19 protein-coding genes are annotated in these 18,793 nt (G+C 38.7%); all 19 read left to right on the top strand.

Annotated elements, in window-relative coordinates:
* Positions 1 to 10: 10 nt before the first annotated feature.
* The 19 genes from FNLLGLLA_RS05910 (at position 11) to FNLLGLLA_RS05820 (ending at position 18,705) form a co-directional block, all read left to right on the top strand.
* On the top strand, positions 11 to 937 hold the full coding sequence (locus tag FNLLGLLA_RS05910; protein WP_174892322.1) for a dipeptidase: 927 nt from the start codon (positions 11 to 13) through the stop codon (positions 935 to 937).
* Positions 937 to 1,506: a D-sedoheptulose 7-phosphate isomerase gene (gmhA, locus tag FNLLGLLA_RS05905; protein ID WP_060918811.1), complete on the top strand. Its 570-nt coding sequence runs from the start codon at positions 937 to 939 to the stop codon at positions 1,504 to 1,506. Before FNLLGLLA_RS05910 ends, gmhA begins: the two co-directional genes overlap by 1 nt.
* Positions 1,507 to 1,599: 93 nt before the next feature.
* Positions 1,600 to 3,078, top strand: coding sequence for a D-glycero-beta-D-manno-heptose-7-phosphate kinase (gene rfaE1 / locus FNLLGLLA_RS05900; RefSeq protein ID WP_174892321.1), 1,479 nt, complete (start codon positions 1,600 to 1,602; stop codon positions 3,076 to 3,078).
* Entirely contained in the window at positions 3,075 to 4,040 is a 966-nt protein-coding gene (gene rfaD, locus FNLLGLLA_RS05895; RefSeq protein WP_174892320.1) for an ADP-glyceromanno-heptose 6-epimerase, read from the top strand. Before rfaE1 ends, rfaD begins: the two co-directional genes overlap by 4 nt.
* Complete coding sequence (locus FNLLGLLA_RS05890) at positions 4,040 to 4,534, top strand: D-glycero-alpha-D-manno-heptose-1,7-bisphosphate 7-phosphatase (RefSeq protein WP_174892319.1); 495 nt, start codon at positions 4,040 to 4,042, stop codon at positions 4,532 to 4,534. Before rfaD ends, FNLLGLLA_RS05890 begins: the two co-directional genes overlap by 1 nt.
* A gap of 39 nt (positions 4,535 to 4,573) precedes the next feature.
* Entirely contained in the window at positions 4,574 to 5,593 is a 1,020-nt protein-coding gene (locus tag FNLLGLLA_RS05885) for a glycosyltransferase family 9 protein (RefSeq protein WP_174892318.1), read from the top strand.
* The gene (locus FNLLGLLA_RS05880) at positions 5,593 to 6,633 is read left to right on the top strand and encodes a glycosyltransferase family 9 protein (protein ID WP_174892317.1); all 1,041 of its coding nucleotides are present in this window, start codon (positions 5,593 to 5,595) and stop codon (positions 6,631 to 6,633) included. The genes FNLLGLLA_RS05885 and FNLLGLLA_RS05880 overlap by 1 nt, the downstream gene beginning before the upstream one ends.
* 4 nt (positions 6,634 to 6,637) lie before the next feature.
* Positions 6,638 to 7,621: a 3'-5' exonuclease gene (locus FNLLGLLA_RS05875; protein WP_174892316.1), complete on the top strand. Its 984-nt coding sequence runs from the start codon at positions 6,638 to 6,640 to the stop codon at positions 7,619 to 7,621.
* Between the two features lie 72 nt (positions 7,622 to 7,693).
* Positions 7,694 to 9,085, top strand: a complete 1,392-nt coding sequence (locus FNLLGLLA_RS05870; protein WP_174892315.1) for an aminopeptidase — start codon at positions 7,694 to 7,696, stop codon at positions 9,083 to 9,085.
* 50 nt (positions 9,086 to 9,135) lie between these two features.
* Positions 9,136 to 9,510, top strand: a complete 375-nt coding sequence (locus tag FNLLGLLA_RS05865) for a hypothetical protein (protein WP_060918816.1) — start codon at positions 9,136 to 9,138, stop codon at positions 9,508 to 9,510.
* 129 nt (positions 9,511 to 9,639) lie between these two features.
* Entirely contained in the window at positions 9,640 to 10,617 is a 978-nt protein-coding gene (locus FNLLGLLA_RS05860; protein WP_174892314.1) for an ABC transporter substrate-binding protein, read from the top strand.
* A gap of 24 nt (positions 10,618 to 10,641) precedes the next feature.
* The gene (locus FNLLGLLA_RS05855) at positions 10,642 to 11,622 is read left to right on the top strand and encodes an ABC transporter substrate-binding protein (protein ID WP_060918818.1); all 981 of its coding nucleotides are present in this window, start codon (positions 10,642 to 10,644) and stop codon (positions 11,620 to 11,622) included.
* An 11-nt stretch (positions 11,623 to 11,633) separates the two neighbouring features.
* A complete protein-coding gene (locus tag FNLLGLLA_RS05850; protein ID WP_004697183.1) occupies positions 11,634 to 12,506 on the top strand; it encodes an ABC transporter permease in 873 nt (290 codons plus the stop codon).
* Between the two features lie 10 nt (positions 12,507 to 12,516).
* Positions 12,517 to 13,314, top strand: a complete 798-nt coding sequence (locus FNLLGLLA_RS05845) for an ABC transporter ATP-binding protein (RefSeq protein WP_004697427.1) — start codon at positions 12,517 to 12,519, stop codon at positions 13,312 to 13,314.
* Positions 13,315 to 13,484: 170 nt separating this feature from the next.
* Positions 13,485 to 13,751, top strand: coding sequence for a 30S ribosomal protein S15 (gene rpsO, locus FNLLGLLA_RS05840; protein ID WP_005386879.1), 267 nt, complete (start codon positions 13,485 to 13,487; stop codon positions 13,749 to 13,751).
* A gap of 108 nt (positions 13,752 to 13,859) precedes the next feature.
* Positions 13,860 to 15,929: a polyribonucleotide nucleotidyltransferase gene (locus FNLLGLLA_RS05835; RefSeq protein ID WP_174892313.1), complete on the top strand. Its 2,070-nt coding sequence runs from the start codon at positions 13,860 to 13,862 to the stop codon at positions 15,927 to 15,929.
* Positions 15,930 to 15,939: 10 nt separating this feature from the next.
* On the top strand, positions 15,940 to 16,389 hold the full coding sequence (gene dut / locus FNLLGLLA_RS05830; RefSeq protein ID WP_174892312.1) for a dUTP diphosphatase: 450 nt from the start codon (positions 15,940 to 15,942) through the stop codon (positions 16,387 to 16,389).
* Between the two features lie 145 nt (positions 16,390 to 16,534).
* The gene (locus tag FNLLGLLA_RS05825) at positions 16,535 to 18,160 is read left to right on the top strand and encodes a class I SAM-dependent methyltransferase (protein WP_174892311.1); all 1,626 of its coding nucleotides are present in this window, start codon (positions 16,535 to 16,537) and stop codon (positions 18,158 to 18,160) included.
* 8 nt (positions 18,161 to 18,168) lie between these two features.
* Positions 18,169 to 18,705 carry an NUDIX hydrolase gene (locus FNLLGLLA_RS05820; RefSeq protein WP_174892310.1) on the top strand — a complete coding sequence of 179 codons (537 nt, stop codon included), beginning with the start codon at positions 18,169 to 18,171 and terminating at the stop codon, positions 18,703 to 18,705.
* Positions 18,706 to 18,793 lie beyond the last annotated feature (88 nt).

Below are 18,793 nucleotides of genomic sequence, written 5' to 3'. Positions count from 1 at the left end.
GTGAGGCTTTATGATAGATTTACATTGTGATACGATGATGCAATTGCTAGATCATCCTGATAGTGGTGATTTATATCGCAATACTTGGAAAATCGATATAGAAAAATTACAAAAGGCTCATAGCAAGATACAAGACTTTGCACTCTTTATTAATATGGGTGAGACGAATGACCCTTATGGCCGCTATGAAGAGATGCGTAATTTGTGTGTATCACAAATTCATCACTATGGAGAGCACATACAACATGTGCTCTCTTATCAAGATGTAGAGTCTGTATACAAGACTGGTAAGATTGGGGCACTTATGTCTATTGAGGAAGGTGGCGTACTAGGTGGCGATTTAAATAAACTTAACCAAGCTTACCAAGATGGAGTCAGACTTATAACGCTAACATGGAACTATCCAAATGGACTTGGCGAGCCACATTGTGGTGAGCAACATAAGAAATTAACATCTAAAGGTGTTGAATTTGTAGAAGCTATGCAAGAGTTAGGGATAATTGTTGATTGCTCTCATCTTAACGATGCTGGTACAGAGCAACTAGGAGATATTTTAGATGTTCCTTTTATAGCATCTCATTCAAATGCACGGGAATTACGGTCTCATACGCGAAATTTGCCAGATAATCTTATTAGACTTATCGCTAATAAGGGAGGTATTATAGGACTTAATTTTGCACAGAATTTTCTCGGCACATCGCCAATTAGTCGCATTGAAGATATTGTTAAACATGGTCTATATCTCATCGACAAGGGCGGTGAAGATGTAGTGGCATTAGGAACTGATTTTGATGGGATTCCACCCGACACAGAGATTGCAGATATGTCTCAAATGAGTCGTCTTTATGATGCATTTAAAGAGGCAGGCTTATCTGTGGAACAGTGTGAAAAGTTATTCTGGAAAAATGCAGATAGACTACTAAAGGAGATTTTATAATGACTGATTTAAATCCAATCATTGCAGATCGTTTTACAGAGCATCTTGAAGTGTTTGGTAAAACGATGGAACATATGGATACCATTCAAGAAATCGGATATCGCTGTAAAGCGGCTTTAGAAAATGGTAATAAAATTTTGTTCTGTGGTAATGGTGGCTCTGCGGCGGACTCTCAACATTTAGCAGCTGAATTGATTTGTCGCTTTAAAAAGGAACGGCGCTCTCTTGTAGGCATTGCATTAACTACTGATACATCCGCATTAACAGCTATTGCGAATGACTATGATTTTGAATCTGTTTTTGCACGTCAAGTAGAGGGCTTAGGCCGTACAGGTGATGTTCTCATCGGTATTTCTACTTCTGGTAACTCCAAGAATGTTGTAAAAGCTGCAGAAATGGCCCGTTCTATTGGTATGCATACCATTGCTTTCACCGGTGAAGGGGGCGGCAAACTAGCCGAACTATGTGATATTACGCTGGCTATTCCCAGTAATGTGACAGCGCGCATTCAAGAAATGCATATCTTAGCTGGCCACATTATATGCGAAATTATTGAAGAAGATTACTAACCACTAGGTTATTAGATATAGGTACATGTTATTTCAAACAAAGGCTATTATAAATAAGAAGACATGTATATTTGGGTAAGGAATAGGTGGATTATGATAAATACTACCATTAATCAATTTTTAACAAAGCAACTGCCAAACTTGAAGATTGCCGTTGTAGGCGATGTAATGGTAGATCGTTATGTTTTTGGTGATGTAAGTCGTATTTCTCCAGAAGCACCGGTTCCTGTAAACCGCGTGTCCAAGATGAAAGAGGTCCTTGGTGGAGCTGGTAATGTTGCATCTAATCTGTCTAATTTAGACTGTAAGGTATACCTTGGTGCACTAGCAGGTAATGACGACCATGGCCATTTATTAAAAAATTTACTTGATACTGATAAAATCGATACGACTGGTTTAATCACTAGTGATGACCGTTCTACTATTACTAAGATGCGCATCTTAGGTGATCGTCAACAGATGATGCGTCTTGATTTTGAAACGATTACAGATCTGACGTACCAAGAAGAGCAACAACTAGCTAGTTGGCTCGAAAATCTATGTAAAGTTGGTATCGATGGTATTGTCGTATCCGACTATGGTAAAGGCGTTTGTACACCTACCTTGTTGAAGACAATCTTTAGTTTGGCTAAGGAATATGGTGTGCAAACAATCGTAGATCCTAAGGGTGCAGACTGGTCTAAATATAATGGTGCTACATGTATTACACCGAATGTAAAAGAACTCGGTGAATGTGTAGGCCGTAAATTAGAAAATGATGATGCTACTATCGTAGAGGCTGCTAAGTCTGTACTCGCTACTGTAGATTTAGATTATATTGTAGCTACGCGCTCTGCAAAAGGGATTACGGTTATTGCAAAGGATGGCCGTACATGGCATAATCCTGCTACTCAACAAGAGGTATTCGATGTAAGTGGTGCAGGAGATACCGTTGTATCCATGATGATGACCTGTCTTGCAAGTGGTTTATCGATGCGTTTAGCCTTGCATATCGCCAATGGTGCAGCGGGTATCGTAGTATCTAAGGTTGGTACGTATCCAATACATCGTTCTGAGCTATTAGACTTATGGCATTCCTATAAACATAGTATTCAATCTAAACCATTATATACAAAGGAAGAAATGAAAGAACTCGTTTCACAATGGCAAAGCAAAGGTGAGACAGTAGTGTTCACCAATGGTTGTTTTGACATTCTTCACCGCGGACATATCACGTATTTACAAGAAGCGGCACAGTTAGGTGACCACCTTATCATTGGGTTGAACTCTGATACATCGGTTAGACGCTTAAAAGGGGAAACGCGGCCAATTGTAAGTGAAGAGGATAGAGCGGCCTTGTTGAGTGCGTTGCGATGCATCGATGGGGTTGTGTTATTTGAAGAAGATACACCAGCTGAACTATTAGCATATTTACGTCCTAACACTCTCGTTAAGGGCGGAGATTATAAAATCGAAGATATTATCGGACGGGAGTCCGTTGACAATGTAGAGGTTCTTTCGTTTAAAGAAGGCTATTCTACATCAGATATTGTAGGGAAAATAGCTACTATGGCTAAGGAGGGCAAATTATGATTATCGTAACAGGTGGTGCTGGTTTTATTGGCAGTAATATTGTGAAAGCACTTAACGACAGAGGTCGTACTGATATTTTGATCGTAGATGATCTTACAGATGGTCGTAAGATTCGCAATATTCAAAATCTAGAATTTCTAGATTACATCGATTGTGATGATTTTGATTGTGCCATTTCTGATGGTACATTCGATGTAGGCCCAATTGAAGTCGTATTCCACGAGGGTGCTTGTGCAGATACGATGGAATATAATGGCAAATATATGATGAAGAACAATTATGAAGGTTCTAAAAATTTATTTCATTATTGCCAAGATCGCCGTATTCCATTCATCTATGCATCCTCTGCATCTACATATGGTAATGGTACAAATGGTTTCGTAGAAAAGCCTGAAGCTGAAGAAGCACTTAATCCATATGCGTATTCTAAGCTGTTATTCGACCGTTATGTACGCAAATATGAAGGTGAATATACTGCACAAGTAGTTGGTTTACGTTACTTTAACGTATATGGTCCTAATGAAGCTCATAAAGATAAAATGGCTTCTTTAGTACGCCAAATGTTCTACAAAAATAAAGAAACAGGTATCATTAACCTCTTTGAAGGTACGGATGGCTACGAAGATGGTGGTCAAACACGTGACTTTATCTATGTAAAAGACGTAGTTAATGTAAACTTTTATTTTTGGGAGCACCCTGAAATCTCTGGTACTTTCAACTGTGGTACAGGTAATGCTCATAGCTTTAACCAATTCATGCAAGCTGTAATCGACTACAATGGTCAAGGCAAAATTGAATATGTGCCATTCCCAGAGGTGTTAAAAGGCAAATATCAAAGCTTTACAGAGGCTGATACTACTAAATTGTTAGCAGCTGGCTATGATAAAGGGTTCCATAAAATGGAAGATGCCGTTAAAGAATACTGTGAACTATTAGATAATAATGAAGGGTATTTACGCTAATGCGCAAGGTATTATTTTTAGATCGCGATGGCGTTATTAATAAAGATGTTAGCTATCTATATAAAGTCAGCGATTTAGAGTGGGTAGACGGTGCAAAAGAGGCGCTTGCCTATGCGTATAGCAAGGGATATGATCTCATTGTAGTGACAAATCAGAGTGGTGTGGCTCGCGGTTACTATAAAGAGTCTGATGTTCAAATTTTACATGACCATATGGCTCATGAACTAGACCGCAGTGGGGCACCGATTTTACATTTCTATTACTGCCCTCATCATAAAGAAGGATCTGTTCCATTATACGCGGTGGATTGTGAATGTAGAAAACCTAAACCTGGCATGATTAATCAAGCCATTAAGGATTATGATGTAAATCCTGCAGAGAGTTTCCTTATAGGTGACAGTCAGCGTGATGTTGATGCCGCTGAAGCCGCTGGGGTTAAAGGTTACCTATTTACAGGTACAAATTTATTAGATTTTATTAAAACAATAATTTAGTGTGTGTATTGAGTTGTTGTATTTGGGGGTGGAGGCTATATGAAAGATTACAAGAATATACTCATCATCAAGATGAGTTCCTTAGGCGATGTAATTCACGCATTGCCTACCTTGTACGCTATGCGAAAGAATTGGCCTAATGCTCATATTACATGGGCCATTCACGAGCAGTTTGCTAGCCTCTTGCCTGGTACACCTTGGGTCGATGATGTGATTATTATCGATAAAAAACGACTCAAAAAGCCTGCTTATTTATATCAATTGCGCAAAGATTTGCATAGTCGTCATTTTGATATGACCCTGGACCTTCAATGTATTGCTAAAAGCGCCATTGTATCTTTATTATCTGGTTCACCTGAAAAGTATGGCTACTGGGAGCTTCGCGAAGGAAGTAATCTAGTTAATAAAGCCTTAGTAGGTGAGCATAAATACGACCATGTTATCGAACGGTATCTTGATACTGTACGTGCACTTGGTGGCGAGGTAGAGGAGATTGAATTTCCTATGCCAGCCTACGTTGAGGCTGAGAAATCTATAAAACAAAAGTTGAAATGCCATGGTGTAGATGATGAATATATTGTAGTTGTACCAGGGGCACGATGGATTGTTAAGGAGTGGCCACTTCTTAATTTTGGAGAACTTTGTATTCGTCTATGCGAATCTGGTAAAAAGGTTGTTGTCGCCGGTGCCCCTGATGACGCAGAGAAGGGTACTTTTATTGAGAACTACGTAAAGAATGATAATCTCATTAATTTAGTGGGATCTACAACAATGCCTGAACTCATTGAGTTGATTCGTCATTGTCAAATTTTTATTAGTGCCGATACGGGACCATTGCATATTGCAAATGCCTTGAAGCGTCCTTTGATTGCCATGTTTGGCACAACATCTCCTAAACGTACAGGTCCTTATGGTGGCAGTCATGTACATCTCATTATTTCACCTACATCTAAGGCTACACCTGAGCAACCACTAGTAGATGATCCAGACTGTATGGCACAAATTCCTGTAGACGCAGTATGGTCAGTGTATGAACAAGTACTTGGAAAGGAACTATAATGGAACTAGATTATAAGCGCATTGTGGTACCCTTTTTAATGCATTTAGGAGATGTTATATTAACGACTCCATTTTTAGAAGTGCTTCGCAAAGCGGCTCCTCATAGTCATATTACGTATGTAATAGATGAAAAATTACAACAAGTAATGCAATATAATCCAAATATTGATGAACTTATTGTTGTAGATAAAAAAGGTCGCCATAATAGTATCTCAGGTCTCAATGAAGTTGCTCGTGAAATTAATGCTAAGGGAAAACCTGATATTGTCATTAATTTACATCCTAATGAGCGTACTTCATATTTAGCATGGAAGATTCATGCACCTATCACAACTGGTATGAGCCATTTTTTATTTAGACCATTCATGACAAAATATACGCGGTTAGATCGTAAAACTCGTCATGCCGCGGATATGTACATTAATGTACTAGAGCAATTAGGTGTAACAGATACTTCTAACTCTGGTTTACATATTGAAACCTGTGAAGAATGGCGTCGTCAGGCTCAAGAGTTTTACGCTACACATGGAGTAACTGATACTGATATACTCATTGGTTTTAATATCGGTAGCGCCGTTCCTGAGAAACGCTGGCCTGCTGAACGTTTTGCTCATGTAGCAGATTACTTTGGTTGTTTAGGTTGTAAGACGATTTTCTTTGGCGGACCTATGGATCTTGAAATGGTGCAGCCCGTAGTGGAACAAATGGAAACAAAGCCTATTGTGGCTACGGGGAAATTCCAGTTAGGGCCTTTGGCAGCTGCTATGAGCCGTTGTAATCTGTTAATTACTAATGACTCTGGACCGATGCATGTAGGCATCAGTCAAGGTGTGCCAATTGTGGCACTGTATGGGCCATCAAATCCATTCTTTTATGGACCTTATCAAGCTCATGCTATCGTTCTTGAAACGATGGATTCTTATGAGATTGGTAAAAGTATGAAGAAAATTATTAAAGAAGGAAATTATAAAGGATTATCTATAATTTCTGAAGAACAGGTTATTAAAGCTGCGGAAACGTTGCTTTTAGAATCGAAATAAACATATGAACTATATTGTATTTGATTTAGAATGGAATCAACCTTATAGCAACGACATCAGCTTTATGAAGCGCACTAAAATGCCGCTGACAGGGGAAATCATTCAAATCGGAGCGGTAAAACTGAATGAAAAGATGGACATTATAGATCATTTTACAATGTTCATTAAACCTCAATACTTGCCACGTATGCATAAACATGTGCGCGAATTGACGGGCATAACTTCTCGTGAACTCGATCATGGTGTGCCGTTCAAGACGGCTATGCAATACTTTCAAAAATGGTGTGGTGATGAACACATGCTACTTTCATGGGGGTCAGACGATATTCTTATCCTACGAGAGAACCTTATGCTCCATAAGATGAAAGCATTATCTTATGATCAATGGGTCGATGCGCAGATGATTTATTCCTATCAACGATATGGAACAAGTCAGCAGTATTCTGTGGCTCATGCTATAGAGGATCTCAATATATCGACGGAGCATTTATCTGCTCACAATGCTTTGCATGATGCTGTCTTTACGGCTCATATATGTCAGACTCTAGATATTGCACAAGGGATTTTGCATTATGATCTAATTCGCAAGGAAAGTAACAATCCTTTCCTATATCCTCCTATTTTGACATTTTTTATGTATGAAAATTTCTCTGAGAAAAAACGTATTGTTCATGATAGAAGAGTACGTATGTCCTTCTGTCCGTACTGTCAAACTCGTTTAGAAATGACAAGACCTGAACGATTACAAGGGGATAAGCACTTAGCTATCGGAGTGTGTCCTAAACATGGCGATTTTGCGGTGCAACTTAAAGTTGGAAAATATACGATTAAGTCCGGTAGTTGTAAATTCTACATTACAAAGGTATTGACCCATTGTACGGATGAAATTCGTTCTCTATATACTCAGAAGTCTGAAATCAATCGCGAAAAAGAGCGAAAATATTTAGAATATCGCAGGGCGGAACTTGAAAAGGACCGCCAAAAATAATTTTGTAAACTTAGGTTCATCACTCTAAGTTGTACTAAATATTAGAGTGTGAATTTTTAGAAAGGATAGATTATGGAACGTAAATATGCATGGCATAATTATGATGATGCCACTATGGAAAAGGTATATGCTTTAAGTGATACATATCGTCAATTTTTAGATAATGGTAAAACAGAACGTGAATGCGTTGTGCAAGCTGTGGAATTGGCAGAAACAAAGGGCTATGTAAATCTAAATGACATTATTAAAAGCAATACGTCAATTAAAGCTGGTGATAAGATTTATTACACACATATGGATAAATCTATTGCTTTATTTAATATTGGTACTGATGATATCGAGTTGGGCATGAATATCTTGGGGGCTCATATTGACTCTCCACGTATTGACGTAAAACAAAATCCTCAATACGAAGATAGTAATCTTTTATTTTGGGACACTCACTATTATGGTGGTATTAAAAAGTATCACTGGGTTGCAATGCCACTTGCCATTCATGGTGTTGTGGTAAAAACAGATGGAACTCGTATCAATATTAATATTGGCGATAAAGAAACTGATCCTGTATTTTGTATTACTGACTTGTTGCCTCATTTAGGTCAAGAGCAAATGCAAAAGAATGCAGCTAAAGTAATTGAAGGGGAAGCTCTTGATTTACTCATCGGTAGCCGTCCAGTTAAAGACGAAGAAAAAGACGGGGTTACTAAGTTTATCAATACTCTTCTTGAAAAAGAATATGGTTTTGTTGAGCGTGACTTATTGTCTGCTGAATTAGAAATCGTACCAGCAGGTAAAGCTCGAGATATGGGCTTTGATCGTTCCATGGTAATGGCGTATGGTCAAGATGACCGCGTATGCGCGTATACATCCTTGGTGGCAATGCTTGAGGTTGATAATGTAAAGCGCACTACTTGTTGTTTACTCGTCGATAAAGAGGAAATTGGTTCTGTAGGTGCTACGGGCATGCAATCTCGTTTCTTTGAAAATGCAGTGGCTGAAATTTTAACACTTATGGGTAAACCTAACTCGGTGAGCGTGCGCCGTACGTTGGAAAAATCCCGTATGTTGTCCTCCGATGTAAGTGCAGGCTATGATCCACTCTATGCGTCTGCATATGAAAAGAAAAATGCTTCTTATCTTGGTATGGGTGTAGTATTCAATAAATTTACTGGCTCTCGTGGTAAAGCTGGTTCTAACGATGCCAATGCTGAGTACATGGGCTTTATCCGCCGTGTAATGGAGTCTAATAACGTAACTTATCAAACTGCTGAACTTGGTAAGGTAGACCTCGGTGGCGGCGGTACGATTGCGTACATCATGGCCCTTTATGGTATGAATGTCATCGATTGTGGTGTAGCCGTACTTAGTATGCATGCTCCTTGGGAGGTTACATCTAAGGCTGATATTTACGAGGCAAAACAATGCTACGTTGCATTCTTAAATGCGGCGGATGAAACAATCTAATGCGATGGGACTTTTGCCGATGGTGAAAGTCCATTCTATGTGAGGTATATATGAATCAAACAGATTTAGGTGCAGCTATTGAGGCGGCGAAGGGAGAGGCGACAGAGGTTAAGACCGTAAAGGTAGATATCTTTGACATCCCCGAAACGAAGGCTGAAGAGTATATTGCAAATCGAGAAGAAGTAGCAGAAGCGGCAGCACAAGTAATGAAACCATACTGTGTTACAGTAAAACGTGAAACCTTAGATGCTGAAGAAGGCGAAGCAGTGGTTGGCTATTATGTAACCGGTGAAATTTTGATGTGCGTTATCCTCGATCCCTTTGAAGTGCCGGTTATGAAGGTCGCTCTCGACAAAGGAACTCTTAAGGACTATATTTTAGCGGCAAATGAATTGACTGAGGATATGTTAGCATCGTTAGATTAATAGGTGGATTTCTTATTTTATTTTCGCATATATAAAAAATAAAATACTTTAACCTGCTACATTGATGTAGTAGATAAATTTGTTTATAATAAAAGTATTATAATCTTTGCAGATAGGAAGGAAATCCCCATGAACTTAAAAAAAGGTATTGCCCTAGCGCTCACGGCGGCAGCACTAATGGCGTTTACAGGCTGTGGCTCAAATGGAACTATATCGAATGGTGAATACAAAGTTGGTGTTGTACAATTGGTAGAGCATCCTGCATTAGATGCGGCAAATAAGGGTTTTGTTGATGCGCTAAAAGAAAAAGGTTTAGCAGAAAAGATTACTTTTGATCAACAAAATGCGCAAGCTGATCAATCTAATTTGAATAGCATTGCGCAGCGTTTCGTATCCGATCGGAAAAACTTGATTTTAGCAATTGCTACGCCAGCGGCTCAATCCATGGCGAATGCAACTCATGATATTCCAATCTTAGGTACAGCTATTACTGATTACGAGGCAGCTAAACTTGTTAAATCTAATCAAAAACCTGGCGGTAATGTGTCTGGTACATCCGACATGAATCCAGTAGAGCAACAAGTAGATTTAATTTTACAAGTAATGCCGAATGCGAAAACAATTGGCACTATTTATAGCTCTAGCGAAGTAAATTCTCAAATTCAAGTGGAGAAGATGAAAGCTTATGCGGCTACAAAAGGAATTAAAGTTGAAGAAGTTACAGTTTCTAATGTAAATGATATTCAACAAGCGGCACAAAACCTCGTATCTCAACGTGTAGATGCTGTATATGTACCAACAGATAATGTTGTAGCTTCTGCTATGAGCAATCTCGTAGCTATTACCGACCCAGCAAAAATTCCTGTATTTGGCGGTGAAGATAACCACGTGAAAGGTGGAGCCGTTATGTCCTTGTCTGTAGATTACTACAAGCTTGGTTACCAAACAGGCTTGATGGCAGCAAAAATTTTAACTGGCGAAGCTAAAGTTGAAGACATGCCTATCGAAATGCAGAAAGAATTTAAATTAGTTGTGGGGAAAGATAAATTAGAAAAATTGGGCATCACCTTACCAGAGGATTTGATGAACAAGGCGACTATGATTTAATACATAACTGGTAAGGAGTTATACATGAACTGGAAAAAAGGTATTGCAGTGGCACTTAGTGCCATTGCTGTTATGGCAATGGTAGCCGGTTGTGGTTCCAATACCGCAACTAATGACCAAAAAAAAATTGGTGTTATTCAATTAGTAGAACATCCATCTCTTGATGCTGCTAATAAGGGCTTCGTAGATGCTTTAGCGGCTAAAGGTTATAAAGATGGTCAAAATATTAAAATTGACCAACAAAATGCACAGGCTGACCAATCTAATTTGAACAGCATTGCACAACGTTTCGTATCTGATAAAAAAGATTTAGTATTAGCTATTGCAACACCTGCGGCTCAGACGATGGCAAATGCTTCTCATGACATGCCAATCATGGGTACAGCTATTACAGACTACGTGACAGCTAAACTCGTTCAATCTAATGAACGCCCTGGTGGTAATGTATCTGGTACATCCGACATGACACCTGTTGAAAAAGAGGTTGATCTTATCATAGCATTAGTACCGAACGTAAAGCGTATTGGTGCCATTTATACATCCTCTGAAATCAACTCCCAATTGCAAGTTGAAAAAATGAAAGCGTATGCTGCTACAAAAGGTATTACTGTCGTAGAGGCAACTGTTTCCAACGTAAATGATATTCAACAAGCAGCTACAAATCTTGTAAACCAAGATGTGCAAGCTATTTATACACCAACAGATAATGTATTAGCATCTGCTATGGCTAACTTGGCACAAATTACAGATGCTGCTAAAATCCCGGTATTTGCTGCTGATGAAGGCATGACAATGACTGGTGGCGTAGCAACATATTCTGTTGATTACTATCAATTGGGTTACCAAACAGGTTTAATGGCTGCAAAAGTTCTAGCTGGTGAAGCAAAAATTGCAGACTTAGCTATTGAGACACAAAAAGAGATTAAGTTAACTGTTAACGAAGAACGTGCTAAAAAATTGGGAATCACGATTCCTGAAGCTCTTCGTAAAGACATGAAACAATAGAGGAGATTTTAATGTTAGATTTAGTGGTAGGCACCATAACCACAGGCCTTTTATGGTCTTTGTTAGCGGTCGGCGTATTCATAACCTTCCGTGTATTAGATGTGGCTGACTTAACTGTGGAAGGTACGTTCCCAATGGGGGCGGCCATTTCCGCTATTTTAATTACAAGTGGTATGAATCCAATCCTTTCCATTTTACTTGCCGGTGTGGGTGGTATGATAGCAGGTGCTGTAACAGGCTGGATTCATACAAAATTGAAAATTCCTGCATTATTGGCCGGTATTTTGACAATGATTGCATTGTACTCTGTAAACCTTCACATCATGGGCAAAGCTAATGTATCTTTGCTTCGAATGGATACAATTTATACGATTCTTGGTGGATTTTTCCACACGCCGAATATGTGGTCTGCAGCCATCGTAGGTATTATCGTTGCTGTAGTTGTATGTTTGCTTTTATTTTGGTTCTTCGGTACCGAAATTGGTACAGCCTTACGTGCTACAGGTGTTAACCCTCAAATGATTCGCGCTCAAGGCGTAAATACTGATAATATGATCGTTCTTGGCCTTTTGATTTCCAATGGCTTTGTTGGTATGTCTGGGGCTCTTATCGGTCAATTCCAAGGCTTTGCTGATGTAGGCATGGGTATTGGTACCATCGTTATTGGTTTGGCTTCTGTAATCATTGGTGAAGTAGTATTTGGTACGAAATCCTTCGTACGCAGTCTCATCGCTGTAGTACTTGGTTCTATAGTATATCGTATCGTTATTGCTGCCGTTCTCTACATGGGTATGCCACCAAATGATTTGAAATTATTCACTGCAATTCTTGTTGCCATCGCGCTTTCCCTACCTACATTGAAAGCAAAATGGTTGGCTCGTTAAGGAGGACACTATGTTAGAAGTAAAAAATATGGTAAAAACCTTCTTTAAGGGCACAATTAATGAAAAGACTGCATTACAAGGCATCAACCTTCGTCTAGAAGAGGGTGATTTTTGTACTGTAATTGGTGGTAATGGTGCTGGTAAAAGTACTTTGCTAAACTCCATCGCCGGTGTATTTCCAGTAGATGAAGGATCCATTACAATTAATGAGATTGATGTGACAAAAATGCCAGAATACAAACGTGCTAAATACATTGGACGTGTATTCCAAGACCCTATGGTTGGTACTGCTGGTAATATGCAAATCGAGGAAAACTTGATTCTTGCTATGCGCCGTGGTAAAAGCTTAGGTCTTAAATGGGCTTTCAAAGATAGTGAACAAGCATTTTTCAAGGAACGTCTTGCATTATTAGGCTTGGGCCTTGAAGATCGTTTATCTGCTCGTATGGGCCTACTATCTGGTGGTCAACGTCAATCCATTACATTGTTAATGGCTACCATGCTTCGTCCAGAACTCTTATTATTGGATGAACATACTGCGGCACTTGACCCTAAGACTGCAGAAAATGTGTTGCAACTAACAGATAAACTCGTTGCAGAACATAATTTAACAACTCTTATGATTACCCATAATATGCGTGATGCATTGCGCTTTGGTAATCGCCTTATCATGATGGACGCTGGTCGTATCATTTATGATGTTAAAGGGGAAGAAAAGAAACAATTAACAGTTGCTGATTTACTTCAAAAGTTCGAAGTGGCTGGGGAAAATGCATTGAGCGACCGCATGGTACTTGGTGCAAAATAATAGAAGAGGGCGTAGACCCTCTTTTGTGTATTTATTGTATTTTTGCTTTACAACATAGGGCAGATACTGTATACTAAATTAGGTCGTAAGACATATCGTAAGCGAAGTATTCGATTCTCCAACGGTTACTTAGGCTTATCGGGATTATAATTTTTTAGGAGGTAACATTAATGTTAACTACAGAAGCTAAATTAGCAGTAATTAAAGAATACGCTACTCATGAAGGTGACACTGGTTCTCCAGAAGTACAAGTTGCGATTTTAACAAGCCGCATTCAATACTTAACAGATCACTTAAAAGAGCACAAAAAAGACCATCATTCCCGTCGTGGTTTGTTGAAATTGGTTGGTCAACGCCGTAACATGCTTGACTACCTTCGTCGTAAAGATATTGAACGTTACCGTTCTCTTATCGAACGCCTTGGTCTTCGTAAATAATAAAATTAGCCGTCCACTTGGACGGCTTTTTTTTGAATTGGCTATTTAGCCTTAATTGATATATAATTAGAAGGTATACATATAAGAAGATTTTTAGGAGGAATAGGAATGGAACAATTCCAAATGGACCTAGCTGGTCGTACTTTTACGATTGAGACTGGGGAACTTGCAAAACAAGCTGGCGGTGCCGTAATGATTGGCTATGGCGATACTCGTGTACTCGTTACTGCTACAGGCTCTAAAGAGGCGAAGGATATCGATTTCTTCCCACTTACAGTAGACTATGAAGAAAAAATGTATGCGGTTGGTCGTTTACCAGGGGGCTTCATTAAACGTGAAGCGCGTCCACCTGAGTCTGCGATCTTGAATAGCCGTTTGATTGACCGTCCTATTCGTCCATTATTTGATAAAGGTGTACGTAACGAAGTACACGTAGTAGCAACAGTTATGTCAGTGGACCAAGATTGTGATCCAGCCATTTGTGGTATGATTGGCGCTTCCGCCGCATTGTCTATTTCTGATGTTCCTTGGAATGGTCCTATTGCAGGCGTTCGTATGGGACGTATCAATGGTGAATTTGTTGTAAATCCAACGAAAGCACAATTAGAAGAAACAGATCTTAATATCGTTGTGGCTGGTACTAAAGATGCTATCCTCATGGTTGAAGGTGGCGCTGAAGAAGTACCGGAAGATATCATTCTTGAAGTTATCATGGCAGCTCACGAAGAAATCAAAAAAATCGTAGCATTCCAAGAAGATATGACTGCAAAAGTAGGTAAGGAAAAACGCGTATTTGAATGTAAAGATGTTCCTGTTGAAATCAGTGATGCAGTTCGTGCCTATGGTCATGATAAACTTGATGCTGCAGTTCGTTGTGCAGATAAACAACAACGCGATGCACAAGAAAGCGAAGTACGTTCAGATGTATTAGCTCACTTTGAAGAAATCTATCCAGATAACTTGGCTGATGTAAATAAAGCATTTGATGCAATGACAAAAGAAATCGTGCGTCATATGATTACTGTTGAAAAAATCCGTCCAGATGGTCGTCAACTTGATGAAGTTCGTCCAATCTCTTGCCGTACAGGCGTATTACCTCGTACTCATGGCTCTGGCTTGTTTACACGTGGCCAAACTCAAGTGTTGAATGTCACAACAGTAGCGCCTTTATCCGAAAAACAAACCATCGATGGTCTTGGTGTTGAAACTGAAAAACGTTATATTCATCATTATAATTTCCCATCTTTCTCCGTTGGCGAAACTCGCTCTTCTCGCGGTCCTGGTCGTCGTGAAATCGGTCATGGTGCATTGGCTGAACGCGCGTTGGTGCCTGTGATTCCGAGCGAGGCAGACTTCCCATATGCGTTGCGTTTAGTATCTGAAGTATTGGAATCGAATGGTTCTAGCTCCATGGCGTCCGTATGTGGTTCTACATTGTCTTTGATGGATGCTGGGGTACCTATTAAAGCTCCTGTAGCAGGTATTGCTATGGGTCTTGTAACTCAAGGGGAACATTATACAATTTTAACTGACATTCAAGGCATGGAAGATGCTCTTGGAGATATGGACTTTAAAGTTGCTGGTACAGCTAAAGGCGTAACAGCAATTCAAATGGATATCAAGATTTCCGGATTATCCCGTGAAATCCTTCAAGAAGCATTAGAACAAGCTCACAAAGGCCGCATGCATATCATGGGTATCATGCTTGATACAATTGCTGAACCACGTCAAGAAATGTCTCAATACGCTCCACGTATTATTACAATGAAAATTGATCCTGATAAGATCCGTGACGTAATCGGTTCTGGCGGTAAAGTAATCCGCAGTATCATCGAAGAAACAGGCGCTAAAATTGACATCGAAGATGATGGTACAGTATTTATCGCTTCTGTAGAACAAGAAGGGGCTGCGAAAGCTCAAGAAATCATCACTAACCTTACTAAAGAGGTTGAAGTAGGTGAAGTATACCTTGGTAAAGTAACTCGTTTAATGGCCTTTGGCGCATTCGTAGAGGTATTACCAGGCAAAGAAGGTCTTGTACATATTTCCAAACTTGCAAAAGAACGCGTTGAAAATGTAGAAGACGTAGTAAGTGTAGGGGATGAAATCATGGTAAAAGTTATCGAGATTGATAAACAAGGCCGTGTAAACTTGTCCCGTAAAGATTGTTTAAAATAAGAGGTGTTACATGGATATTCGTGGCTTTGAAGTAGTTTCTGCTTTTGAAGAACAAGATATCAACTTACCAACACGTAAAACAACTGAAAGCGCAGGTTATGATATTGAATGTGCTGAAGCTGTTACTTTAGAACCTGGTCAAGTGGTTTTGGTGCCAACGGGTATTAAAGCTTTTATGGCATACGATGAATATCTTGCCATTCATATTCGTTCTAGCATGGCTATTAAACGACATCTGGCACTTGTGAATAGTACAGGTATCATTGATAGTGATTACTACAACAATGAGGATAATGAAGGTCATATTATGATTGCCCTTCTTAACTTTGGCAAAGAAACAGTTACCCTTGATAAAGGCGAACGCGTTGCTCAAGGTATATTCTCTAAATACCTTATTACAAACGATGATGATGCCACAGGTGTAAGAATTGGTGGTATTGGAAGCACAGGGACTATGTAAATAATATATGGTTTTGTATAAATTAGTAAAAACCGCTCAACTTTGTTGGGCGGTTTTTGTGTGTTAATTAATCTCTTCAGCTATAATTCTTTTACATAATACTATATAATAATTATTATAGTTAGTAGAAAATTCGGGAGGCTTTATGAAACAGGAGTCTAAACATAAAAAGAACGTAGGTACATCAGTTATGGGTAATGATATTGAGACTACACAAAATACTATGCATGTATTGGATGAGAACAAGATACTTAAAAAGAGTTATGAAGATGTAGTATATATCTCTCAACCTTTTGGGGCGACCTCGTTGAACACTTTAGCAGCACGAGCTTTGTTATTTGGATTAAACCCAGTGCCTTTAAAAAAGGCTCGTGTCCTTGAGCTCGGATGTTCTTTTGGTGGAAACATTATTTCTCAAGCTTTATATTACCCTGAAGCGTCCTTTACGGGCATCGATCTATCGTCTTCGCAGATTGAGATGGGGAATGAATTGATTGCGTCGATGGGACTTACCAATATACATTTAATAGAGAAGGATATTCTAGATATTGATGAATCATTCGGCACTTTTGACTATATTATTGTACATGGGATTTGGTCTTGGGTTCCGGATGTGGTAAAAGATAAAATTCTATCTATCTGTAATAAGAATTTATCTGACAACGGTGTAGCTTATGTATCGTATAATACCTATCCTGGATGGAAACGATTAGAACAGTATCGAGAAATTATGCAATATGCAGAGCAAAAAGAGCTAGAGATGCCGTTGATGGAACGAACTCTATATACCAAGAATATATTGAAGCTCGTAGCTGATACGATGGGGTTAGATAATCGGATAAGTCAAAAAGCGAGCTATAAAATTGATAACATCCAAAATGTGTTAAGCTCTAACGATTATTATGTGGCTCATGAATATTTAGAGCCTTTTAATGATCCTGTATATATACATGAATTTATAAAACGTGCCAATGATCAAGGTTGTGTATATATTGGGGATGTATTTCTTTCACGATCTTTTATAAGTTGGTTACCAGAGGATATTCACGATAATATAGCTCAATTGGCAAATGATGATTATATTGCAAAAGAGCAATATTATGATTACATTTATGATACGCAGTTTAGAATGTCCCTATTAACGAAAGAGAAACATAGTAAAAAGATTGTTCGCAATGAACGAGTTAGTATAGATGTATTATCAAAATTATATTATTGCAGCGTTGTTAATACAGGTATTCCTTCCAATATGACGGATAGTATCCATATTGCTATTAAAGAGGTTATGGATCGGGGTGATATATTTACTGTTCAGGATATAGTAGATCATATACATAGAAAGCTACCTGGTTATACTATAGAAATGGACAGAGTTTATTCTCGTTTACTATATTTAATCATTGTAGATAATCTTGATATGTATGCCGAACCATATGAAAGAGTTGCTTTTGAAGATAATAAGGTGTATATACCTCAACGTTTTATAGATTTTATTTCTACTATAGTAGAAAAGGAGGGCAGCTCCTATATTGGTATAGGCGACATGTATAATAAAGTACAACAAGATATAGATAATGGATTTCTTTTTGTAATAAAGCAAATGGTGGAGCCTACAACAAGAGAAAAGATTCTTGCTATTATGGATGACAATATTACAGTTCAGCGTCATACGCGGGATAATATTGATTTTATTGTTCCTAATAAAGTGTACTTAGAGGAAATTTTACAACGTATAAGAAGGCTCGGGTTTTTACATAAAATAGAAGATTAGAGGTATATATGGCAATTAGTAAGGAAATACAGAAGTCTAGTGAAGTGAAATTTGATGGTAAATTGATTCAAGTTACCTATGATATTGCCGATGTAAATGGCAAAGATGCATGGCGTGAAGTGGTGCATCATCCTGGAGCTACCGCTATTGTGGCGGTAACAGAGGATAATAAGATCGTTATGGAACGTCAATTTAGATATGCTTTGCAGCAGCCATTACTGGAGGTACCTGCAGGAAAACTAGATCCAAATGAAGAACCCATTGTTTGTGCTAAACGGGAGCTTGCTGAGGAAACAGGCTATCGTGCAGCTCAATGGATCTCACTAGGGACTATTGCTACGAGTCCTGGTTTCTGTAATGAAGTATTACATTTATATCTTGCTAAGGAGCTTACCATGGGGGAAACTAATTGGGATCCTGATGAATATGTAGAGTTAGAATACTATACTTTACCGGAACTATTGGAGGTTATCAAGAATGAGACTATTAAGGATAGCAAATCTTTGGCGGCTCTTATGCTTGCTATGCCATACCTTAAGTCATAAATTATATAATTTACCACTTTTTACCTTATAGATTTTTACTAACTCATGTTTATGAGTTTAATTGTAATCTGATACAAAATATTTTCAC

Source organism: Veillonella parvula, assembly GCF_902810435.1.
Taxonomy (GTDB): Bacteria; Bacillota; Negativicutes; order Veillonellales; family Veillonellaceae; genus Veillonella.
The sequence above is the reverse complement of the archived record's forward strand: the minus strand, read 5'-3'. Positions and strand labels throughout refer to the sequence as shown.